19 protein-coding genes are annotated in these 21,117 nt (G+C 69.9%); 7 read left to right on the top strand and 12 right to left on the bottom strand.

What is annotated here, in order from left to right:
- Positions 1–7: 7 nt before the first annotated feature.
- Positions 8–1,075 (bottom strand): RNA ligase (ATP), encoded by a 1,068-nt coding sequence (locus ACIBEI_RS40995; protein ID WP_398895853.1) that lies wholly within the window; start codon positions 1,073–1,075, stop codon positions 8–10.
- A gap of 179 nt (positions 1,076–1,254) precedes the next feature.
- Positions 1,255–1,983, bottom strand: a complete 729-nt coding sequence (locus tag ACIBEI_RS40990) for a 3-keto-5-aminohexanoate cleavage protein (RefSeq protein WP_398895852.1) — start codon at positions 1,981–1,983, stop codon at positions 1,255–1,257.
- A gap of 55 nt (positions 1,984–2,038) precedes the next feature.
- On the opposite strand from ACIBEI_RS40990, the gene ACIBEI_RS40985 reads away from it, so the two are divergent.
- Entirely contained in the window at positions 2,039–2,557 is a 519-nt protein-coding gene (locus tag ACIBEI_RS40985) for a hypothetical protein (RefSeq protein ID WP_307526217.1), read from the top strand.
- A 45-nt stretch (positions 2,558–2,602) separates the two neighbouring features.
- Here ACIBEI_RS40985 and ACIBEI_RS40980 read toward each other — a convergent pair whose 3' ends face one another.
- Positions 2,603–3,211, bottom strand: a complete 609-nt coding sequence (locus tag ACIBEI_RS40980) for a hypothetical protein (RefSeq protein ID WP_189840104.1) — start codon at positions 3,209–3,211, stop codon at positions 2,603–2,605.
- 326 nt (positions 3,212–3,537) lie between these two features.
- Between ACIBEI_RS40980 and ACIBEI_RS40975 the strand changes: the two genes are divergently transcribed.
- A complete protein-coding gene (locus ACIBEI_RS40975) occupies positions 3,538–6,339 on the top strand; it encodes a penicillin acylase family protein (protein WP_398895850.1) in 2,802 nt (933 codons plus the stop codon).
- 25 nt (positions 6,340–6,364) lie between these two features.
- Here the strand turns inward: ACIBEI_RS40975 and ACIBEI_RS40970 are convergent, their stop codons facing one another.
- Both ACIBEI_RS40970 and ACIBEI_RS40965 read right to left on the bottom strand, forming a co-directional pair.
- Positions 6,365–7,732 carry a serine-threonine protein kinase gene (locus ACIBEI_RS40970; protein WP_398895849.1) on the bottom strand — a complete coding sequence of 456 codons (1,368 nt, stop codon included), beginning with the start codon at positions 7,730–7,732 and terminating at the stop codon, positions 6,365–6,367.
- 108 nt (positions 7,733–7,840) lie between these two features.
- Positions 7,841–9,106, bottom strand: coding sequence for an exo-beta-N-acetylmuramidase NamZ domain-containing protein (locus tag ACIBEI_RS40965; RefSeq protein WP_398895848.1), 1,266 nt, complete (start codon positions 9,104–9,106; stop codon positions 7,841–7,843).
- A 184-nt stretch (positions 9,107–9,290) separates the two neighbouring features.
- Here ACIBEI_RS40965 and ACIBEI_RS40960 point away from each other — a divergent pair, with 184 nt between their 5' ends.
- The 3 genes from ACIBEI_RS40960 (at position 9,291) to ACIBEI_RS40950 (ending at position 12,397) form a co-directional block, all read left to right on the top strand.
- Complete coding sequence (locus ACIBEI_RS40960; RefSeq protein ID WP_398895846.1) at positions 9,291–10,058, top strand: SDR family oxidoreductase; 768 nt, start codon at positions 9,291–9,293, stop codon at positions 10,056–10,058.
- Complete coding sequence (locus tag ACIBEI_RS40955) at positions 10,055–11,722, top strand: class I adenylate-forming enzyme family protein (protein ID WP_398895845.1); 1,668 nt, start codon at positions 10,055–10,057, stop codon at positions 11,720–11,722. Before ACIBEI_RS40960 ends, ACIBEI_RS40955 begins: the two co-directional genes overlap by 4 nt.
- 81 nt (positions 11,723–11,803) lie before the next feature.
- Positions 11,804–12,397: a TetR/AcrR family transcriptional regulator gene (locus ACIBEI_RS40950; protein WP_307526229.1), complete on the top strand. Its 594-nt coding sequence runs from the start codon at positions 11,804–11,806 to the stop codon at positions 12,395–12,397.
- A gap of 266 nt (positions 12,398–12,663) precedes the next feature.
- On the opposite strand, the gene ACIBEI_RS40945 is transcribed toward ACIBEI_RS40950, so the two are convergent.
- From ACIBEI_RS40945 to ACIBEI_RS40915, 7 genes are all read right to left on the bottom strand, one after another.
- Positions 12,664–13,878 (bottom strand): acyl-CoA dehydrogenase family protein, encoded by a 1,215-nt coding sequence (locus ACIBEI_RS40945; RefSeq protein ID WP_398895843.1) that lies wholly within the window; start codon positions 13,876–13,878, stop codon positions 12,664–12,666.
- A 6-nt stretch (positions 13,879–13,884) separates the two neighbouring features.
- Positions 13,885–14,907: a phosphotransferase family protein gene (locus ACIBEI_RS40940; RefSeq protein WP_398895841.1), complete on the bottom strand. Its 1,023-nt coding sequence runs from the start codon at positions 14,905–14,907 to the stop codon at positions 13,885–13,887.
- Between the two features lie 166 nt (positions 14,908–15,073).
- Positions 15,074–15,370 (bottom strand): hypothetical protein, encoded by a 297-nt coding sequence (locus ACIBEI_RS40935; protein WP_398895839.1) that lies wholly within the window; start codon positions 15,368–15,370, stop codon positions 15,074–15,076.
- A 127-nt stretch (positions 15,371–15,497) separates the two neighbouring features.
- Positions 15,498–15,815: a DUF202 domain-containing protein gene (locus tag ACIBEI_RS40930; RefSeq protein ID WP_398895837.1), complete on the bottom strand. Its 318-nt coding sequence runs from the start codon at positions 15,813–15,815 to the stop codon at positions 15,498–15,500.
- Positions 15,815–16,207 (bottom strand): YidH family protein, encoded by a 393-nt coding sequence (locus ACIBEI_RS40925; RefSeq protein WP_398895835.1) that lies wholly within the window; start codon positions 16,205–16,207, stop codon positions 15,815–15,817. Before ACIBEI_RS40925 ends, ACIBEI_RS40930 begins: the two co-directional genes overlap by 1 nt.
- A gap of 531 nt (positions 16,208–16,738) precedes the next feature.
- Entirely contained in the window at positions 16,739–17,254 is a 516-nt protein-coding gene (locus tag ACIBEI_RS40920) for an NUDIX hydrolase (protein WP_398895834.1), read from the bottom strand.
- A complete protein-coding gene (locus ACIBEI_RS40915) occupies positions 17,251–18,138 on the bottom strand; it encodes a DMT family transporter (protein ID WP_398895832.1) in 888 nt (295 codons plus the stop codon). Before ACIBEI_RS40915 ends, ACIBEI_RS40920 begins: the two co-directional genes overlap by 4 nt.
- Before the next feature lie 151 nt (positions 18,139–18,289).
- Here ACIBEI_RS40915 and ACIBEI_RS40910 point away from each other — a divergent pair, with 151 nt between their 5' ends.
- Together ACIBEI_RS40910 and ACIBEI_RS40905 are read left to right on the top strand one after the other, a co-directional pair.
- Complete coding sequence (locus tag ACIBEI_RS40910; protein WP_398895831.1) at positions 18,290–19,945, top strand: FAD-binding dehydrogenase; 1,656 nt, start codon at positions 18,290–18,292, stop codon at positions 19,943–19,945.
- A gap of 200 nt (positions 19,946–20,145) precedes the next feature.
- Positions 20,146–21,096, top strand: a complete 951-nt coding sequence (locus tag ACIBEI_RS40905) for a hypothetical protein (protein WP_398895830.1) — start codon at positions 20,146–20,148, stop codon at positions 21,094–21,096.
- The last annotated feature ends 21 nt before the right edge of the window (positions 21,097–21,117 follow it).

Here is a 21,117-nt window from a genome sequence, read left to right as displayed (position 1 = left end):
CCTCTCCTCACTCGTACTCCGTGCCGCCCTTGCGCGTCAGATACGCCGGGCTGACCGCCTTCGCGACGGCCCGGCCGCCCGTCACCGGGCTGTACCGCTCGGTGGCGGGCCTGATCACGACACCCTCGCGCAGGTGCAGCTCGCGCCCGGAGACCGTCTCGCACCCGGAGGCGAACTCCAGGACGCGGCCGATGTCGTACGGGCCCTCGTAGAGCCGTGGCACGAGCGGCAGTTCACCCGTGAGCAGCTCCGTCGCGTCCAGCCAGCGGACCTCGCCGTCGATCTCCGCGGACACGTCGAACACGGCGTATCCGAGCGGCTCGCGGCGGCCGTCGGCGCCGTAGGTGAGGTCCTGTACGCCCGCTCCGTACACCTCGCCGAAGACGCCGACCCGGCGCGCCCCGAGCCGCTCGGCGAGCCGGGCCGCGGCCGCCGCGACGCCGTGGCCGTGTATCGCGCGCCAGTACAGGTTGCGCGGGTCCTCCGTCAGGGCCAGGTACTTGGCGCCGAAGCCCTTCGAGGAGACCTGGACGCGGCCGTTCTCGGCGAAGTACGTGAGCAGGCAGGCCGAGCCGTGCAGTTTCTCGGTCAGCACCACGTCCTCGCCCGGGGCGAAGATGTCCGGGTAGCGCTGGATGTTCTCGATGTCGACCCAGGGGAGCAGATCGGGGGCCGGCTCGACTTCGCCGTCCATCGTGGGCGGTATCGGCGGCACCCATTTGGTGATGCCGAGCCGCTCCGCGAAGTCCGTGCCGTCCGCGGCGGCCCGCGCGAGGTCGACGTCGGCCAGCGCTTTCGGCCGGCAGACGATCCCCTGCGACAGCTCGCCGCGCAGCCGCACCGCCTTCACCCGGTCCGACCTGCTGCCCGCGAGGCGTCCGGTCAGGCCCAGCTCCTCGATCAGCTCCTCGGGCAGCACGGACTGCTCGGGGATGTAGACGGCGGTCTCACCGGTGCGGTACACGCCCTTGGCGACGACTGCTCGGTACAGGCCCACCTGGGCCAGTTCGAGCGCGTCGGCGTTCGGATGCTCGTGGACGGTCAGCACTTCGGCGGTGACGCGCAGCGTCGACATGGTGGGACTCCTCGGGTTCCTCAGACCGGTTTCATCGCCTCCAACTGTCCGTACGGGAAAGGGGTGGAGCGAAGGATTTTGGTGCTGGTATGTGCTCCGCCGGGGAGGGGGTGGTGATCTGCGGGCCCGGTGGGGGCTCGTCGCGCAGTTCCCCGCGCCCCTTTCGGGGCGCGCCCCCCTTACGGCGTGCGCTGCGCTCTCTCGTACTGGGCCAGTCCCTCCGTGACCAACTCCGCATTGGACAGCGCCCGTTGGCCGTTCGGCAGGAACAGTGTGTCCTCCAGGCCTATCCGTGTCGCGAGCCCGAGGCGTCCGGCGAGCCGGAGGACGGGCCAGGTGCCGCCCTCCTCGCCGTGCAGCAGGACGGGACGGCCGTGAGTGACGGTGAGTGCGGCCAGCAGCTCCCGGGCCGAGTCCTCCGCCGTGTCGGGATTCGGGTCCGTCACCTCCGCCAGGACGCGCAGGACCCTTGGGGCGAGTGGTGAGGCCGCGAAGCGGGCGGCTCCGTCCGTGGCGGACCAGATGCCTGCCTCCACGGCCACGCCCCGCTCCAGGAGCGCGGCGGCGACCTGTTCGGCTCCCGGCTCGTGCCAGTTGACCGAGGCGTGGTCGGGCAGGACGGTCCACTCGTGGACGCGGGTGACGCGGGCCGCGGGGTCGGGCTCGGCCCAGGCGCCGGTGGTCACGCCGACGGGGACGGCGACCCGGGAACGAATTTCCTCAAGCGTCACTGCAACCGCTTTCGGCGACAGCGTGTCCTCTCCACAGGGGGACTTGGGATGTACATGGATGTCCGACGCCCCGACCGCGACGGCCTCCGCCGCGGAGTCGGCCATCGCCCCCGGCGACAGCGGCACGAGAGCGCCGTCACCGGACCCGCGTCCCCCGTTCACACACACCTGCACCATGCCCCCGATGGTGCCAGGCGCCACTGACAACCGGAGATCGAAGGAGGAACAGGCGATGAGCCTCGCCATCTGCTCGCTCAAGTGGGAAGCCGCGCACACGGGGGCGCAGACCATCACGTACGACAGCGACGGGTACCACCTCGTGCGCTTCCCGTACGTCACGGGGGAGGAGCAGTACGACCCCTGGAACATGCACGACCCGGCGCAGGGCGGCGACAGCGCGTCGACGTTCCCCGACGCCCGTTCGGGCCTGATCTGGCCCAGCCACGACGGCTGGGGCGTACTGTCCGCGATGGTCTTCTGGGAGGCGGACTCCGCCGGACTCGAGTACCGGGCACGCTACGTCCGGGACCCGCTGAACCTCTCGACCGGCTACAACTCGACGGCCACGACCGACATCGCACCCACCCGGGGCGGCCAGTACCGCACCTACATGTGGCAGATGTTCGTCCACCCGGGGACACCGCTCGGCCTGAAGATCTCCGTGCGCGGCGCGGGGGACGTGAAGGTCTCCACACCGCTGATGCTGGCCGAGTTCAAGCTCGCCATCCACACCGACGTCAAGACGCCGTAGTCAATCGCCCGGGGGTGCGGTTCCGCCGGCGCACCCCCGGCACGCCTAGCTCGCCACCGACACCAACAGACGCCCTCTTCTGGCTTCTGCCAGGGCCTCGGGCGTGAGAACCGGCCGCGGGACCACGATCCCGCAGGCCGTGCAGACCGGGCCCGTGGACGGTTCGTGGGCCAGGTCGTACTTCCAGGTGAGGCGCTCGCCCGAGCAGACCGGGCAGACGGTGCCCGGCTCGCGCTCCAGGGCGGCGATCAGCCGGCGCAGCACCTCGGCCATCGGCTCATGGGGGTGGACCCGCGGGTCGTCGCACCAGGCGACCCCGAAGCCGCCCCAGGTGAGCCGGTGCCAGTCGTCCACGCTGCCGGGGCTGCGCAGACCGTCGTGCTTCTCCTTCTTGCGGCGCTGTGCGAACTCGACCTCGTAGGCGAGCCATACGGAGCGCGCCTCCTCCAGTTCGTCCAGTGCGGCCACGAGCCGCGCTGGATCGGGGGACCTGTCCTCGGGGCCGAACCCGGCCCGGGAGCACAGATGGTCCCAGGTCGCCCGGTGACCGTAAGGAGCGAACCTCTCAAGGCACTTGCGCAGTGAATAGCGCCGCAGTGCCAGATCGCTCCTCGGGTCGCGCACCTGTCTCGCCAGACTCCGAAAGCCGGCCATCGCCCTGCACCTCCGTCACACCTGCACCTGTACTTCGGTCACTTCGGCGTCGTCGAAAGGACGTCGCCGAATAGACGTATCGACACGCGATTCGGCTCCATCTGTTTTTCGGCGACTGTCAAAAAGCCGCCAATCGGGCGGTTTCGGACTACCCGCCAGACGGTTCTCGGCCGTCCACCGTCTGCTTCTCGCCGTCGGCCAGGGCGGCCGGCGGTGCCTCGGGGGATCCGTCGACCCCTCCGACGCCAAAAGTGACGCATGTTCATCTTCAAACGCGGGGATACCGGCGGTAACGTCCGGCTCACCCCCGTCGCGAGGAGCCAGCCATGCCCCGGCGTACCCCACGCACCATCCTCGACAGACAGAGAACTCCCCGCAGATTCACCAAGTTCCTCAAGGGCGCATCCATATGCGCGCTCGTTGCCGGTCTTTTGTCTCCGCTTTCCCAGACGGCCGTCGCGCAGCCCCCCTCGGCGGCGGCCGCGGCCGCCGCGAACGACTACTGCGGCGGCCGGTGTTCGGACATCCTCCCGGCGGGCCAGAACGGCAACGCGACCCTCGCCGAGATCCTCCTGAACCAGGCCTTCGGCACCCAGCCCGCACACGCGGACGACCAGCTCGCGCCCTATGGCAACCTCGCGTCGGGCTACTCCGGGCTCACCGACGCCAAGATCAACGACTTCTTCAGGGACGCCTCGTTCGGGGTCCCCGCCGACCAGGTCGAGTCGACCCTGAAGCCCGCCGGACGCACCGACGTCACGATCGTCCGCGACAAGAAGACCGGTGTGCCGCACATCACAGGCACCACGCGTTACGGCACGGAGTTCGGCGCCGGATACGCGGCCGCCCAGGACCGGCTGTGGCTGATGGACGTCTTCCGGCACGTCGGACGCGGCAAGCTGACCCCCTTCGCCGGCGGCGCACCCTCCAACCAGGGCCTCGAGCAGGAGTTCTGGCGCCACGCCCCCTACACGGAGGCCGATCTCCAGGCCCAGATCGACAACGCCGTCGCCACGAACGGCGCCCGCGGCCAGCAGGCCCTCGACGACGTCAAGGCCTACATCGCCGGCATCAACGCCTACATCGACGCCTCCGACAGCGGCCGCTACTTCCCCGGCGAGTACGTCCTGACCGGTCACAAGGACTCGATCACCAACGCCGGGACCATCGAGCACTTCAAGGAGACCGACCTGGTCGCCCTCGCCTCCGTCATCGGCGCGCTCTTCGGCTCCGGGGGCGGCGGCGAGGTCAACAACGCCATCTCACTCCTCGCCGCCCAGTCCAAGTACGGCGTGGAGGAGGGGACCAAGGTCTGGGAGTCCTTCCGCGAGCGCAACGACCCCGAGGCGGTCCTCACCGTCCACAACGGCGAGAGCTTCCCGTACGCCACCAAACCGGCCGACCCCCAGGGCGAGGCCCTGCCCGCCGCGGGCTCGGTGGCCCAGGAACCCCTGGTCTACGACCGCACGGGCAGTGCGGCCACCACCGCAGCCACCGGGACATCCGCCGCGGCGACGGCGAGCGCCCTCAGCTCGGCGAAGCGCGGTATGTCCAACGCCCTCGTGGTGAGCGGCAAGAGCACCGCGAGCGGCAACCCGATCGCCGTCTTCGGACCGCAGACCGGCTACTTCGCGCCACAGCTGTTGATGCTCCAGGAGATCCAGGGCCCCGGCCTCAGCGCCCGCGGTGCCTCCTTCGCGGGCCTCAGCATGTACGTCGAACTCGGCCGCGGCCAGGACTACGCGTGGAGCGCCACGACCTCCGGCCAGGACATCATCGACACCTACGCGGTCGAGCTCTGCCAGGACGACACCCACTACCTCTACCGCGGCACCTGCACGGCCATGGACAAGGTCGAGCAGACCAACGCCTGGAAGCCCACCACCGCCGACGGCACCGCGGCCGGCTCGTACCGCATGCAGGTCTGGCGCACCAAGTACGGCCCGGTGACGCACCGCGCCACGGTCGACGGAAAACGGGTCGCGTACACCACCCTGCGCTCCTCCTACATGCACGAGGCCGACTCGATCATCGGCTTCCAGATGCTCAACGACCCGGACTACGTGAAGAGCCCTCAGACCTTCCAGTCGGCGGTGCAGCACATCAACTACACCTTCAACTGGTTCTACGCCGACTCGCAGCACACCGCGTACTACAACAGCGGCGACAACCCGGTCCGCGCGAGCGGTGTCGACGCCGAGTTCCCGGTCTGGGCGCAGCCCGCGTACGAGTGGAGGAACTGGACGCCCACGACGAACACCGCCGACTACACCCCGGCGTCCGCCCACCCCAACTCCATCGACCAGGACTACTACATCTCCTGGAACAACAAACAGGCCAAGGACTACACCACGGCTCCCTGGGGCAACGGCTCAGTCCACCGCGGCAACCTCCTGGAGGACCGGGTGAAGAAGCTGGTCACCGCGGGCGGGGTGACCAGGGCCTCGCTCACCAAGGCGATGGCCGACGCGGCGCTCGCGGACCTGCGCGCCGAGGACGTACTGCCCAAGCTGCTGAAGGTGGTGAACAGTTCGCCGGTCACCGACACGGCGGCAGCGGCGGCCGTGACGAAGCTGTCCGACTGGGTGACGGCCGGCGCCAAACGCAAGGAGACCTCGGCCGGTTCGAAGGCGTACGCCAACGCCGAGGCGATCCGCATCCTGGACGCCTGGTGGCCGCTGCTGGTGAAGGCCGAGTTCGAACCCGGCCTCGGCAGCGACCTCTACACCGCCATGACCAACAACCTCCCCGTGGACGAGCCCCCGTCGGCCGGACACGGGCCCACCGGCTCGCACGCCGGAAGCTCCTTCCAGTACGGCTGGTGGAGCTACGTCCACAAGGACATCCGGGCGGTGCTCGGCGAGACCGTGGAGGGCGGACTCGCCAAGCCGTACTGCGGCGGCGGCAGCCTCGGCGCCTGCCGGACCATCCTGATCAACAGTCTCAAGGAGGCCGCGGCGAAGACCGCCGCCCAGGTCTACCCGGGCGACGACCTCTGCTCGGCCGGCGACCAGTGGTGCGCCGACTCGGTCAATCAGCGCACGCTGGGCGGCATCAAGCACAACAAGATCAGCTGGCAGAACCGGCCGACCTACCAGCAGGTCGTGGAGTTCGCCTCGCACCGGTGACGACAGGGCACCAACTGGCGGCGGGTCACCGGATACGGCCCGCCGCCAGCACCACCTGCGCCAACTCCCGGTGGCAGATGTCGCTGTGGGCCCCCGACGGGGCTCCGCCGCGTTTCACCACCGCGGACGCGTCGATGTTCACGCACCCCGACACGGGCAGCTTCGCCCGCAGCGCGTCGGCGAGCTTGAACGCCTTGGTGCCCGCCACCGCCTGCACCCCGTCGAACCCCAACGCCCCCCACTTGCTGCCCAGGAGACGGGGAAGCCGGAGGTCGACGGCGGAGTTGCTGTCGCCCGCCATCCGGGAGGCCATCGGGTAGATCGTCCCGAGCGCCGAGTCGAAGCGCGAGAAGCAGCAGACCAACGGGCCGTCCACACGGTCCTGTTGACCGTGCAGGACGCCCTTGCCCCGCGCGTCGTGCGGCAGCCGCGCCGCGAACGCGTAGTGGGAGAAGGCCGCTTGGAGCAGCGTCACCGACTTCACGTTCCGTACGCCCCTGGGCAGCCCGCGCAGCGCGAACGACACCAGGCGCCCGCCGAAGCTGTGCCCCACGAGATGCACCCGCAGCCCGGGCGCCACCTGCGAGAGCCGTCCGACCAGCGGGCCGAGCCCGCGCTCACCGACCGCGCCCGCGCGCCGCTTCATGGCGAAGTACGTTGCCTGCCGCAGCAGTTCATGAGCGCCGTCCCAGACCGGCGGAATCCCGAACGAGGCCTGGAGTCCATCGGCTCCGACCCCGGACCCGGCCCCGACGCCGACCGCGAGCTCGCCGTCGGCGCCGGCCCGTTCCTCCGCCAGCGCCCGCGCGAACTCCCGGCACATCTCCGCCGTGTCTCCGAGGAACATCTCCGGGTCGCACTGCGGCCCGGCCGCCGCCACGGTGTCCGCGGCGAACGCCGTCCCCGGCGCCTCGGGGTGCAGCTCGACGAGCAGCCGTACCAGCCGCCCGAACTCCTCCAACGCGGCTTCCTCGTCCGGCTGTTGGTCGAGCATCCGGGCGAGCTGGTCGACCAGGGTGGCCCGGCCGGGGAAGACCTCCAGCAGACCGCCGCGGGTGCCCTTGTCCAGAGCCGGTCCCACCGTCGCCGCCGTCACCGTCCGCTCGAAGTCGGGGATCGGCTCGTCCGAGAACCGCATCGACGGCCACACCACGCCCACGAACCCGAGCCGCGCGTCCGGCGCGAGCCCGGGGAACGGTTCGAAGAACCGGCTGTAGAGCCGCGTCGCCCCCGACCGGTCGCTGTTCCAGCCGTGCGCGAACACGATCAGATCCTTGACGCCCCGCTCCGGCGCCTCCTTCAGCAGCCGCTCGCGCTGCCCCGCGTTCACATCCCCGTCCGCGTCGAACGTCAGCTCCCAGTAGGGAGTCACACCCACTTCCGGCTCCGCCATGACGAGCCTCCTTCGGCCCCCGCAACCCGCGCATATGCGGGCATCGTCCCGCCGCGGAGGGGAGTTGGCCATACGTCAGGTGCGGTCCGACCGGCCCGAACTCATGTCTCAGCGATAGAGGAGGTACTTCCCGCGCATCCGACGGAAGGCCGCCAGCTCGCCCTGCCACGCCGCCACGACCTCGTCGGCACCCGCGCCCGCGTCGATCATCGTGCGGACCCGCGTGGACCCCGTCAGCTTGTCGATCCAGTTGTCGGGGCGCCAGGCGAAGCCGCTCCACACCTTCTTGGCGGTCACCAGCAGCGCGATCCCGGTGCGTACGGGGTCGTACGCGGCCCGGTCGTGGACATGGATCTGTACGCCCCCGACGGTCTTGCCCTGGAACTTCGAGAAGGTGGGCGCGAAGTACGCCTCCCTGAAGTGCACACCCGGCAGCCCCAGTTGCTCTGCCTCTGCGGCCCACCGCCGGTCGATGCCCTCCGCGCCGAGCAGCTCGAAAGGCCTGGTCGTTCCGCGCCCCTCCGACAGGTTCGTCCCCTCGAAGAGACACGTCCCCGAGTACACGAGCGCGGTGTCCGGCGTCGGCATGTTGGGGCTCGGCGGCACCCAGGGGAGACCTGAGGCGTCATAGAAGTCCGACCGCTTCCAGCCCGACATCAGCACGGTGTCCAGTGGCACCGGCGCCGCGAGGAACTCCTTGTTGAACAGCCGCGCCAGCTCCGCCACCGTCATCCCGTGCGCCTGCGAGATCGGCTCCCGGCCCACGAAGGTCGCGAACTCCTTGTGCAGCACGGGGCCCTGGGCGTTCCGGCCGGTTACCGGGTTCGGCCGGTCGAGCACCACGAAACGCTTCCCGGCGAGCCGGGCCGCCTCCATGCAGTCGTACAGCGTCCAGATGTACGTGTAGAAGCGGGCGCCCGCGTCCTGGATGTCGAAGACGACGGTGTCCACGCCGGAGGCCGTGAAGATGTCGGCCAGCGGCTGTCCGCTCTTCAGGTAGGTGTCGTAGACCGGGAGGCCGGTCGCCGGGTCGTCGTAGCGGCCCTCGGAGCCGCCGGCCTGGGCGGTGCCCCGGAAGCCGTGTTCGGGGCCGAAGACGGCCACCAGGTTCACCCGGTCGTCCGCGTGCATGACGTCGACGATGTGGCGGACGTCCCTGGTGATGCCGGTCGGGTTGGTGACGACGCCGACGCGTTCGCCTTCGAGGAGGGCGTAGCCGTCCGCGGCCAGGCGTTCGAAGCCGGTTCGCAGGTGGCGGGCGCCCCTTTGTTCCCGTGGTTCCTGGGCGGCAGCGGCTGTGGTGGGCGGGTTTGCCGAGAACGCCGCCGCGGCGGTTGTGGCGGCGAGGAGACTCCGTCTGGACAGGCGGCGCATGTGGTGACCTCCGTTGCTGACGCGGAAGGCTGGCAGGAGCACGCTAAGGGCTCCGCCGGTCGTTCGTAAGCTGCGGGTGCATTGTGGCTTGTCGCGCAGTTCCCCGCGCCCCTTACGGGGCGCATACCGACCGGTTAGTCTGATGGTCGAGCAGAGCCTCATCTCGTCGTGTCGAAGGAGACCGATGGTGGAAGCCGTGCAGGGTGCCGGAGTGGTTGTCACCGGAGCTGGAGGGGGCATCGGGGCCGCGTTGGCGCGGCGGTTCGCTGCCGAAGGGGCCCGGGTCGTCGTCAATGATCTGGATGCCGGGAAGGCGAAGGCCGTTGCCGCGGAGATCGGGGCGATCGCCGTTCCGGGGGACGCCTCCGCGATCGTGGCCGAGGCCCAGGACGCCCTCGGCGGCACGGTCGACGTCTACTGTGCCAACGCCGGGCTCGGCTCCGGAGGCTCGGAGGCGGCTCCCGAACAGGTCTGGGAGCTCGCCTGGGACGTCAACGTGATGGCCCACGTCCGTGCGGCCAACCAGCTGATCCCCGGCTGGCTGGAGCGCGGCAGCGGCCGTTTCGTCTCCACCGTCTCGGCGGCCGGGCTGCTCACCATGGTCGGCGCGGCCCCGTACAGCGTCACCAAACACGGTGCGTACGCCTTCGCCGAGTGGCTCTCCCTCACGTACCGCCACCGCGGAGTGAAGGTCCACGCGATCTGTCCGCAGGGTGTCCGCACCGACATGCTCGCGAGCACCGGCAGCGCCGGGGATCTCGTCCTCGTGCCGACCGCCATCGAGCCCGAGGACGTCGCCGACGCCCTCTTCGCCGGGATCGAGGAGGACCGCTTCCTGATCCTGCCGCACCCCGAGGTCGCCGACTACTACCGGGCGCGGGCCACCGACCCCGACCGCTGGCTGACGAACATGAACCACATCCAGCAGAAGTGGGAGGCGGACGGCCGGTGACCACCTCCCTGTACGCGGCCCAGCCGTGGCTCGCGCTCCTGAACGACGCCCAGCGCGGACCCGTCAGCCCCGCCGACTCACCCGTGCACGCCCTGCGCCGGGCCGTCGCCGAGGCCCCCGACCGCACCTTCCTCACGTACTTCGACGGGCGCCTCGGCTACCGCGAGGTCGACGAGCTGAGCGACTCCGTCGCCGGCCACCTCACCGCCCGCGGCCTGGAGCGCGGCGACCGGGTCGCCGTCCTGCTGCAGAACTCCCCGCTCTTCGTCCTCGCCGTCCTCGGCGCCTGGAAGGCCGGCGCGACCGTCCTGCCCGTCAACCCGATGTACAAGTCGGGCGAGGTCACCCACGTCCTGCGGGACGGCGAGGTCACCGCGCTGATCTGCTCCGACCGGGCCTGGGAGTCGTATCTGCGCGAGACGGCCGCCGACTCGCCCGTACGCGTCGTGCTCACCGGCTGCGAACTGGATCTCCAGTCGCGGGACGACGCACGAGTGCTGAACTTCGAGCGACTGCCGAAGGCCCCGGACGCCGACGACCTGCTGACCGTCGCGCGGGCCGGGCACAAGGCCCCCGAGGGCCGCGACCCCGGCCCCTCGGACGTGGCGCTGATCAGCTACACCTCGGGTACCAGCGGCGCCCCCAAGGGAGCCACCAACACCCACGGCAACATCATGTACAACGCCGAGCGGCAGCGGACGGGCCTCGCCCTGCCCGAGGCACCCGTGTACTTCGCGATGGCACCGCTGTTCCACATCACCGGGATGGTCTGCCAGTTCGCCGCGTGCCTCAACAGCGTGGGCACGCTCGTCCTCGCGTACCGCTTCGAGTCGGGTGTCGTCCTCGACGCGTTCGCCGAGCACCGGCCCCACTACACCGTCGGTCCCTCGACCGCCTTCATGGCCCTGGCCGCCCACCCGTCCGTCACACCGGACCACTTCTCCTCCTTCGTCAACATCTCCTCCGGCGGCGCGCCCGTGCCGCCCGCGCTCGTCGAGAAGTTCCGGGCGGGCTTCGGGCCGTACATCCGCAACGGGTACGGACTCACCGAGTGCACCGCGCCGTGCGCCTCGGTGCCGCCCGGTCGCGAGGCCCCCGTCGACCCGGTCTCAGGGACGCTGGCCGTAGGTCTGCCGGGGCCCGACACGGTGGTGAGGATCGTCGACGACCAGGGCGCGGAGGTCCCCTTCGGGGAACAGGGCGAGATCCTCGTACGCGGTCCGCAGGTCGTGCCCGGCTACTGGCGCCGGCCCGAGGCCACCGCGGAGACCTTCCCCGACGGCGAACTGCGCACCGGCGACATCGGCTTCATGGACGCGGACGGCTGGCTCTACGTCGTCGACCGCAAGAAGGACATGATCAACGCGTCCGGCTTCAAGGTGTGGCCGCGGGAGGTCGAGGACGTCCTCTACACCCACCCTTCGGTCCGCGAGGCGGCCGTCGTCGGGGTGCCCGACGGATACCGCGGCGAGACCGTCAAGGCGTACATCAGCCTGCGTCCGGGCGCCGAAGAGGACCCCGCCGCACTCGCCGCGTACTGCAAGGAGAGACTGGCTGCCTACAAATACCCGCGCCAGGTCGAGATCCTGCCCGACTTGCCGAAGACGGCAAGTGGGAAGATCCTCCGTCGGGAGCTGCGTTCACGGTCGCAGGGTGGTCGGTAGACCGCCGTCCGGTGGCCGGTGACGGCCGGCGGACCACGGAAACAGAACTCCACACAGAACACTGGAAGGCAGGTGGCGGCAGTGCCCAGGACGACGGACGGGGACGGCACGCCCGTCCCGCGGCGGCTGTTGGCGGCCGCCACCCGGCTCTTCGCCGAGCGCGGCTACGACCGCACCTCGGTCCAGGAGATCGTCGAGGCGGCCGGTGTCACCAAGGGGGCGCTGTACCACTACTTCGGCTCCAAGGACGACCTGCTCCACGAGGTGTACGCGCGTGTGCTGCGGGTTCAGCAGGAACGGCTCGACGCCTTCGCCGACGCGGACGCGCCTGTCGAGGAGCGGTTGCGGGGGGCCGCCGCCGATGTCGTCGTCACGACGATCGACAACCTCGACGACGCGGCGATCTTCTTTCGCTCCATGCACCACCTGAGTCCCGAGAAGAACAAGCAGGTACGGGCCGAGCGGAGGCGGTACCACGAGCGGTTTCGCGCGCTGATCGAGGAGGGGCAGGAGGCCGGGGTCTTCTCGAAGGCGACTCCGGCGGATCTTGTTGTCGACTATCACTTCGGGTCCGTGCACCACCTGTCCACGTGGTACAGCCCGGAGGGCCCGATGACCCCGACAGAGGTCGCCGACCACTTGGCGGACTTGCTGCTGCGGGCGCTGCGGCCGTAGGGCGGGGGTGGCTTGGCGGACCTTTTTTCGCCCCCGCCGCCCTTACCCGTCCCGTCCCTGGGGGCTGCCGCCCCCAGACCCCCGCATCGCGCTGACGCGCTCGTCCTCAAACGCCGGACGGGCTGAAGGTGTCGGCCCGGGCTGCGGAAAATCTAGCCTCTCCGGCGTTTGAGGAGCGGGGGTTTGGGGGCGGAGCCCCCAAGCAAGGGACGGGAATGGGTAGGGGCGGCGGGGGCGAGGAAGGCCTTGTCCCCGCCGCTCGAGGGTCAGACGTATCGCTTCAGTTCCCGGCGCGCCAGCGACCGCTGATGGACCTCGTCCGGACCGTCGGCCAGTTTCAAGGTGCGCGCGCCGGCCCAGAGTTCGGCGAGCGGGAAGTCCTGGCTGACCCCACCCGCGCCGTGCAACTGGACCGCCTTGTCGATGATGTCGACCACCGTACGAGGCGTCGCGATCTTGATCGCCTGGATCTCGGTGTGAGCCCCCTTGTTGCCGACCGTGTCCATCATCCAGGCCGTCTTGAGCACGAGCAGACGCAGCTGCTCGACCGCCACCCGCGCATCCGCGATCCAGTTGTGCACGACCCCCTGCTGGGCCAGCGACTTGCCGAACGCCGTACGCGACACCGCCCGCCGGCACATCAGCTCGATCGCCCGCTCGGCCATGCCGATCAGCCGCATGCAGTGGTGGATACGGCCCGGACCCAGCCGCGCCTGCGCGATCGCGAAGCCGCCGCCCTCCTCACCGATGAGGTTCGAGGCCGGAACCCGTGCACCGTGGAAGACCACCTCGGCGTGACCGCCGTGGGAGTGGTCCTCGTAGCCGTAGACCTGCATGGCACGCCTGATCTCGACGCCCGGGGTGTCCCGCGGCACCAGCACCATCGACTGCTGGCGGCGGATGTCCGACCCGTCCGGATCCGTCTTGCCCATCACGATGAAGATCTTGCAGTCGGGGTTCATCGCCCCGGAGATGTACCACTTGCGCCCGCTGATCACATACTCGTCACCGTCCCGCTCGATCAGCGTGGTGATGTTCGTGGCGTCGGACGAGGCCACCTCGGGCTCCGTCATCGCGAACGCCGAACGGATCTCACCGGCGAGCAGCGGCTCCAGCCACTGCTTCTTCTGCTGATCGTCGCCGAACTGCGCGAGCACCTCCATGTTGCCGGTGTCCGGCGCCGCGCAGTTCAGCGCGGTCGGCGCCAACTGCGGGGAACGGCCGGTGATTTCGGCGAGCGGAGCGTACTGGAGGTTCGTCAGCCCTGCCCCGTGCTCGGAGTCCGGGAGGAAGAGGTTCCACAGGCCCTGGCGGCGGGCCTCCGCCTTCAACTCCTCCACCACTGCCGGGGTGTCCCACGGCGAGGCGAGCTGCTCGCGCTGCTCCTGGGCGACGGCCTCCGCCGGATAGACGTACTCGTCCATGAAGGCGAGAAGCTTGGCGCGCAGCTCCTCGGTGCGTGCGTCGAATGCGAAGTCCATGGCCGGTCAGCCTTCCTGAAGAGTGGTCAGGCCGTGCTCGATGAAGACGGGGACCAGCTCGCCGATGCGGTCGAAGCCCGCGCCGACGGTCTGGCCGAGTGTGTAGCGGTAGTGGATGCCCTCCAGGATCACGGCGAGCTTGAACCACGCGAACGCCGTGTACCAGGCGACGGCGGACACGTCGCGCCCCGAGCGCGCGGCGTACCGCTCGATCAGCTCGGCCGGCTCCGGATGCCCGGCTGCCCTGGCCGTCGTGGAGACCGGCGAGTCGGGCATCCCGAGCGGGATGCTGTACATCACCAGCAGCCCCAGATCGGTCAGCGGATCGCCCAGCGTGGACATCTCCCAGTCGAGAATCGCCTTGATCTCGTCGTCCTCACCGATCAGCACGTTGTCGAGGCGGTAATCGCCGTGCACGACCGTGGGCGTGGGGGAGTTGGGCAGCTCGCGGCCCAGGGCGGCGTGCAGTTCGTCGATGCCGGTCAGGTCGCGGTTGCGGGAGGCGTCCAACTGCTTGCCCCAGCGGCGCAGTTGCCTGTCGAGGAAGCCCTCGGGGCGGCCGAAGTCGGCCAGGCCCACCTCGGCAGGGTCCACCGCGTGCAGCTCGACCAGCGTGTCCACCAGGCCGAGTACCGCGCCGCGCGTGCGCTCCGGGCCGAGCGGGGCCAGTTGTTCGGCGGTCCGGTAGGGCGTGCCCTCCACGAAGTCCATGACGTAGAACGGTGCGCCGAGCACCTCCACGTCTTCGCACAGCAGGCGTGTGCGTGGTACGGGTACGGCTGTCGGGTGCAGTGCGCTGATCACCCGGTGCTCGCGCTTCATGTCGTGTGCCGTCGCCAGGACATGGCCCAGCGGGGGGCGGCGTACCACCCACTTCGAGGTGCCGTCCGTCACCGCGTACGTGAGGTTCGACCGTCCGCCCTCGATCAGCCGGCCGGACAACGGGCCGTCGACCAGTCCGGGCAGCTCGCTGTCGAGCAGGCCGCGCAGCCGGTCGAGATCGAGACCTGGCGGGTGGTCTGAACTCATCGTGTTTCCTCCGTACGCCGGAAATCGGGGCTCCCACATATGATGCCGACCGGTCGGTATGCAGTCCAGTGCGGGGGCGAAACGTGATTGGCGTCTCGGTCGCGAAGAACCCCCCGAGCCGTCGGTTGCGACTCGGGGGGTTCCTTCTTTCGTGCCCGGCGGTCGCCTAGTGGTCGTCCCAGTGCCCGTCGTGCCGGGCGTGGCGATGACCGTCATGAACGTAGTCGACGTGGTCGCCGTGCGTCACGGCCGGGTGTCCGCAGTCCTTGCCGTGCTCGTGGCTGTGTGCCTCGTGGGCTACGTGCCCGCCCGGCTCGCACTCGTCCCAGTGTCCCGAGTGCTGCCGGTGCAGGTGCCCGTCGTGCGCGTAGTCGACGTGGTCGCCGTGCGGCACCTCGGCGTGCCCGCAGTCCGGGCCGTGGGTGTGTTCGTGGGCGGTGTGTTCCTGGTGGAGGGTGGTCATGGTGCTCACCTTCGGAGGCGGTGCGGAGTGTGACGCCGGTCAGGCTAGCCAGATAAAAGCCGCATATCTGTCCAAAATGGTGTGCGTGTTGTCTGGCTGCCTCGGAGGGGTGAGCGGGCGGGGCGTCTCAGAGGACGAGGGCCACCGCGCATGCCGCCAGTGCGACCGTGCAGAGAACGGCGGTGCCGGCGTGTCTCGGTGTGAGCGTGGTCGGCTCGCCGCCCTCGGCCAGTACGCGGATCCTGCGGTGGGCCACGGCGAGGAAACTCAGCCACAGTCCGCAGCAGAGCGCGGCCACCGCGATGCCTGCCGTGGTCGGGCCGTCGTGCAGTGCCGATTTCACGGCCAGCACGGCTGCCACGGTTCCGGCCAGGGTCGTACGGCGCCATGCCAGCCGTGTGCGTTCCGGCTGCAGGCCTGGGTCCCGGTCGTCCTGGGGCTCCATCACCCCTCCCAGCCGAACAGCACGACCACGACCATGGCGAGGGCCACGACGGCCACGCCGATGCTCAGCAGTGCCGGGAACCGTGACACCGGGAGGTCCTCGCCTCTTCGCATCGCCTGCTCGCACCGCACCCAGTGGTTCACTGCCCGCAGGGCGCACAGCACCCCGGCGCCGAGGAGTCCGAGCGCCAGGCCGGCCCGCCAGGCCCACCGCAGGTCCGGAAGGAACTGGTCCACGGCGAAGCCGCCGCCGATCAGTGCGAGGGAGGTCCGCAGCCATGCCAGAAAGGTCCGCTCGTTCGCCAGCGAGAAGCGGTAGTCGGGTGTGCTGCCGTCTTCCTTGATCCGCTCAGGTGCGAACCACAACCGGATGTTCCGCCTGAATTCGATCACGCGCAGGACCTTACCCATGGCCGGGGTGGCGCCTGATGTCGGTGGGTGGGGCGGGGCCGCGCCGGTATGTCACGTTCGCGACTGCTGGGCATACTGCCCTGAGTTTCATGGTGGGCGTTTCCAGCGGGAGCTGTACGTCGCGAACGTTGACATACCGGCACGGCCCCGCCCCGCGCGCGTCTGCGTCTGCGGCCCGGTGGGGGACGGCCGTCCGCCGCCGTACGGCCCGAGGGGACGTGGCGGGGTGTCCGCCCGCAGCGGCTGGCGTGTCCGCACCGGGCACCCTGCCAGCCAACCCAATCGCGCCAGACCGAGGACGGATACCCCGCCACGTCCCCGCCCCAACGACGACGCCCAGGCACACGACCACAACCCACGGACGACCAACCCCTCAGCCCCCTCCCACCCAGGGGCGCGGGGAACTGCGCGCTCAGCCACAGTGTGCTCGCAGATATGAGCCGGCCCCAGCCCCCTCTCACCCAGGGGCGCGGGGAACTGCGCGACCAGCCCCCACTCGGCCGGAGACGAAACTCAACCCCGTTCCCGCAAAGCCCGCAGCCGCGAATACGCTGCGATGCCGTCCGGTACCCACTCCCACTCCGTCAAGCACCGCCGCACCTCCGCCTCCGGGAGGAAACCGTGCCAGGCGACCTCTTCGGCCTGGGGCTTCACCGGCAGTTCGCAGAGCACCTCGTACACCGCCGACCACCAGGACTTCCCGGCCCCGTCGTCGTACAGGAACTTGAAGAGAAAGGTGGGGCGGGGGAGCCCGGAGACGCCGAGTTCCTCCTCGGCCTCCCGGAGCGCCGCTTCGTCGTACGTCTCGCCCGCGCCAACGACTCCGCCCACGAACATGTCGTACAGGGAGGGGAACACCAGCTTGGTCGGTGTGCGCCGGTGGATGAAGAGGCGGCCTTGAGCGTCCTTGACCTGGATGAAGGCGCAACGGTGGCGCATTCCCTGTGTGTATGCGTCTCCGCGTCTGGCTTGGCCTACGACCTCGTCGTGTTCGTCGACGATGTCGAGGATCTCGTCGGCCGAACTCATACCTGGACCCGAACTCGTTCCTTGGGTGCCGCGCCGCTCGGCATCGCGGGGTGCATGCCCAGCAGCACCACGCCGACCACGATCCCGGCGAGGCCCAGGACCTCCCAGGTCAGAGCGCCCGCGTCGGTACGGAGCCGGTCCCCGAGGAAGCCCACCCCGCAGGCGATACCGGCGAGAGGCTGCGCGGCGGTGAGTGCGGGCAGTGACATTCGGAGGGGTGCCGTCTCGAACGCGCTCTGGACCAGTACGAGGCCTGTGATGCCGAGTGCCACGACCCCGTAGACCTGCCATCCCGTGGCGAGTGCGATCCAGCCGCCGTCGGAGAAGCGTTGGCCGCTCACGCGGGTCAGGGCGTCCTGGACGCCGTAGAGGAGTCCCGCGGCCACACCGAGCAACACCGGCCCGGCGCTCAGCAACGATCGCTTGGCGTAGGTGGTGAGGAGCAGGGCGAGGCCGAGTACCACGCCGATGATCAGCCACTGGCGGAACGGGTCCGTGCGGGCGTCCCCGCCCTGGGGCTGGCCGGCCACGATAAATGCCGTTACGCCGCCGGCGAGCAGCAGGAGTCCGGCCCAGCCCTGTCGGCCGAGCGGCTGTCGGGTCTGGCGGCGGGAGAGTACTAGTGCAAATACCAGGTTCGTCGCCAGCAGTGGTTCGACCAGGGAGATCTCGCCGTTCGAGAGGGCGATCGCGCCCAGCACCATGCCTACGACCATCAGCCCGATGCCGCCCAGCCAGCGAGGCACCCGCACCAGGTCGAGGAGCAGGCGGGGGGAGAGGAAGTCGCCCAGCGGCGCGTGCGAGGCGGCGTTCTGCTGGAGGACGAAGCCGAAGCCGAGACAGCAGGCGGCGCCGATGGAGAGGAGGAGAACCAGGACCGACACGCTGCGTACCTCGGGGATTTCGGACGGTGGCGGGGCGGGGTGCGGGTATCGACCGACTGTAGCCCGAGTCCGCAGAACCCGGCAGTTGACTGGGTCACTCCGTTGCCCAAGGATCTGACCGACCAGTAACAAGGCCGAGGAGGACCTGCTCATGGCGTACGACGCAGATGTGATCGTGATCGGGGCGGGCCTCGCCGGGCTCGCGGCGACCGCGGAGCTCGTCGACGCGGGGCGCAAGGTGATCCTTCTCGACCAGGAGCCGGAGCAGTCGATCGGCGGCCAGGCACACTGGTCGTTCGGCGGGCTTTTCTTCGTGGACTCTCCCGAGCAGCGCCGGATGCGGATCAAGGACAGTCACGCGCTGGCCCTCCAGGACTGGATGGGCACCGCGGGCTTCGACCGCCCGGAGGACCACTGGCCCCGGAAGTGGGCCGAGGCGTACGTCGACTTCGCGGCCGGCGAGAAGCGGTCCTGGCTGCACAAGCAGGGCGTTCGATGGTTTCCCGTGGTGGGGTGGGCCGAGCGGGGCGGATACGACGCCAATGGGCATGGCAATTCCGTGCCTCGGTTCCATATCACCTGGGGGACCGGGCCCGGTCTTGTCGCGCCCTTCGAGCGGCGGGTGCGGGCCGGGGTTGCCCGTGGGCTCGTGCAGCTCAAGTTCCGGCATCGGGTCACCGGGCTGTCGCGGAGTGCGGGTGCCGTCGACACCGTGAGTGGGGAAGTTCTGGAGCCGTCGGACATCCTGCGGGGGCAGGCCAGTGGGCGCGCTGTTGCCGGCGCCTTCGAGTTCAGGGCCCAGGCCGTGATCGTCACGTCCGGTGGTATCGGCGGGAACCATGATCTCGTGCGGGCCAACTGGCCCGAGCGGCTGGGTGCGCCGCCCGAGCGGATGATCTCCGGTGTGCCCGCGCATGTGGACGGTGAGATGCTCGGCATCGCGGAGGGCGCGGGCGCGCGGCTCATCAATCGCGACCGCATGTGGCACTACACCGAGGGCATCCAGAACTGGAATCCCATCTGGGAGAAGCACGGCATCCGCATCTTGCCCGGGCCGTCGTCGCTGTGGCTGGACGCGCGCGGCAAGCGGCTGCCGGTCCCGCTCTTCCCCGGCTTCGACACCCTCGGCACGCTCGAACACATCATGAGGACCGGGTACGACTACACGTGGTTCGTGCTCGACCAGAAGATCATCGGCAAGGAGTTCGCGCTCTCGGGTTCCGAGCAGAACCCCGATCTGACGGGCAAGTCCGTCAAGGGCGTGTTCCAGCGGGCGCGGGCCGATGTGCCGGGGCCGGTGCAGGCGTTCATGGACAAGGGCGTCGATTTCGTGGTGGAGAAGGATCTTGGTGCTCTGGTGCGGGGCATGAATGCCCTTACCAAGGAGTCGCTCATCGACGAGGGCGAGCTGCGGCGTGAGATCACCGCGCGCGATCGGGAGATCGCCAATCCGTTCACCAAGGATCTCCAGGTCACGGCCATTCGCGGGGCCCGCGCCTATCTCGGCGACAAGCTGATCCGGACGGCCACTCCGCACCGCATCCTCGACCCCAAGGCCGGGCCGCTCATCGCCGTACGGCTCAACATTCTGACCCGCAAGACGCTCGGCGGTCTGGAGACCGACCTCTCGTCCCAGGTGCTCACCGAGGGCGGTGACCCGCTGTCCGGGGTGTACGCGGCGGGGGAGGCGGCCGGGTTCGGCGGCGGCGGAGTGCACGGATACCGGTCCCTGGAAGGGACGTTCCTCGGCGGATGTCTCTTTTCGGGGCGTGCGGCTGGGCGTGCCGCGGCGAAGGCCGTCGGCTGACGGTGGGGTTGCGGCGGCATCAACTGGGGGCCGCCGACAGGTTGTTGACGCGTGTAAAGCAATGTCCGGGCTTGACGTGAACCGTTGGCTGGGGGTTGGCTGTCCGTAATTGGCCCCTGACAGAATCCAACCTCCGGTAAATGTCAACCGGTTGCACAAAATGCCCACTGAATTACCGCGTCGTGTGAGGAAGTTCCGCGGTGTCTCCACCCCCACCACCCCTGGGACGCGGTCGCAAGCGCGCGGCCCAGGCCTTCGACGCCGCGCTCGACGACGCCGAACTCGTCGCCGCCCGCGCCGCGTTGGCCCAGGGCCGGTGGACAGCCGTACGCGGACTGCTCGTCGAGACCGGCGACGACTGGGACCGCCGCGGTCACCGCGTCACCACCCTCGCGCAGGAGTCCAGCACCCAGGCCTGGGCCCGCGACTGGCTGGTCGCCGAGCCCGAGTCGGGCGACGCCTCCGTGCTGCTCGCCCTCGCCACCGTGCAGCGCGCCCTGAATGGCAAGGACAAGCCCGCCCGGGCGCGCGAGGCCTGTCGTGTCGCGGCCGGACTGCTGCCCGCCGATCCCACGCCCTGGCTCGGGCTGCTGATGCTGGAGCGCGTGCTCGGCGGCGAGCAGGACGTGGTCCAGCTCTTCGACGAGGTGCGGCACCGGTACGCCGACCACCACCACGCTCACCATCTGATGGTGGCCCGGCTCGCCGAGCGAAGACCTGACGCCGGGCAGGACCCGCTGCACGAGGTCTACGACTTCGCGACCTGGTCGGCCGAACAGGCCCCCGCCGACTCGCCGTTGGCCATTCTTCCCGTCGTCGCGCACGCCGAGCGCTATCGCGTCCTGGCAGCCGCCGGAATCGAGCCCGCCGATCCGGTGGCCTCGGGACACTGGGTCGGGCGCCGGGCCCGTCAGGTGATGAAGGCGGCCTTCGACTGGTGGCTGGAGTGGGAGCGCGACGACCATCCGCGCAGCCAGATCGACCTCAACTTCCTTGCCCACGCCAAGTTCTGCGAGGGCCGGGGCGCCGAGGCCGCCGCCCTCTTCCATCGCATCGGGCCGTACGCGACCCCGGTGCCGTGGTCGTATCCCGACCACGACCCGCACAAAGCCTTCCGTGCCGCACGCGACAGCGTGCTCGGCACGGTCTGAACAAACCCACCCCTGGACGCT

This window comes from Streptomyces sp. NPDC050988 (genome assembly GCF_044456225.1).
Lineage (GTDB): Bacteria > Actinomycetota > Actinomycetes > Streptomycetales > Streptomycetaceae > Streptomyces.
The sequence above is the reverse complement of the archived record's forward strand: the minus strand, read 5'-3'. Positions and strand labels throughout refer to the sequence as shown.

Coding starts and splice junctions, on each gene's coding strand:
- ACIBEI_RS40940 (WP_398895841.1), bottom strand. CDS start 14,907: ATGAGTTCAGACCACCCGCCAGGTCTCGATCTCGACCGGCTGCGCGGC.
- ACIBEI_RS40975 (WP_398895850.1), top strand. CDS start 3,538: ATGCCCCGGCGTACCCCACGCACCATCCTCGACAGACAGAGAACTCCC.
- ACIBEI_RS40935 (WP_398895839.1), bottom strand. CDS start 15,370: ATGACCACCCTCCACCAGGAACACACCGCCCACGAACACACCCACGGC.
- ACIBEI_RS40945 (WP_398895843.1), bottom strand. CDS start 13,878: ATGGACTTCGCATTCGACGCACGCACCGAGGAGCTGCGCGCCAAGCTT.
- ACIBEI_RS40930 (WP_398895837.1), bottom strand. CDS start 15,815: ATGGAGCCCCAGGACGACCGGGACCCAGGCCTGCAGCCGGAACGCACA.
- ACIBEI_RS40910 (WP_398895831.1), top strand. CDS start 18,290: ATGGCGTACGACGCAGATGTGATCGTGATCGGGGCGGGCCTCGCCGGG.
- ACIBEI_RS40990 (WP_398895852.1), bottom strand. CDS start 1,983: ATGGTGCAGGTGTGTGTGAACGGGGGACGCGGGTCCGGTGACGGCGCT.
- ACIBEI_RS40965 (WP_398895848.1), bottom strand. CDS start 9,106: ATGCGCCGCCTGTCCAGACGGAGTCTCCTCGCCGCCACAACCGCCGCG.
- ACIBEI_RS40920 (WP_398895834.1), bottom strand. CDS start 17,254: ATGAGTTCGGCCGACGAGATCCTCGACATCGTCGACGAACACGACGAG.
- ACIBEI_RS40995 (WP_398895853.1), bottom strand. CDS start 1,075: ATGTCGACGCTGCGCGTCACCGCCGAAGTGCTGACCGTCCACGAGCAT.
- ACIBEI_RS40980 (WP_189840104.1), bottom strand. CDS start 3,211: ATGGCCGGCTTTCGGAGTCTGGCGAGACAGGTGCGCGACCCGAGGAGC.
- ACIBEI_RS40970 (WP_398895849.1), bottom strand. CDS start 7,732: ATGGCGGAGCCGGAAGTGGGTGTGACTCCCTACTGGGAGCTGACGTTC.
- ACIBEI_RS40960 (WP_398895846.1), top strand. CDS start 9,291: ATGGTGGAAGCCGTGCAGGGTGCCGGAGTGGTTGTCACCGGAGCTGGA.
- ACIBEI_RS40985 (WP_307526217.1), top strand. CDS start 2,039: ATGAGCCTCGCCATCTGCTCGCTCAAGTGGGAAGCCGCGCACACGGGG.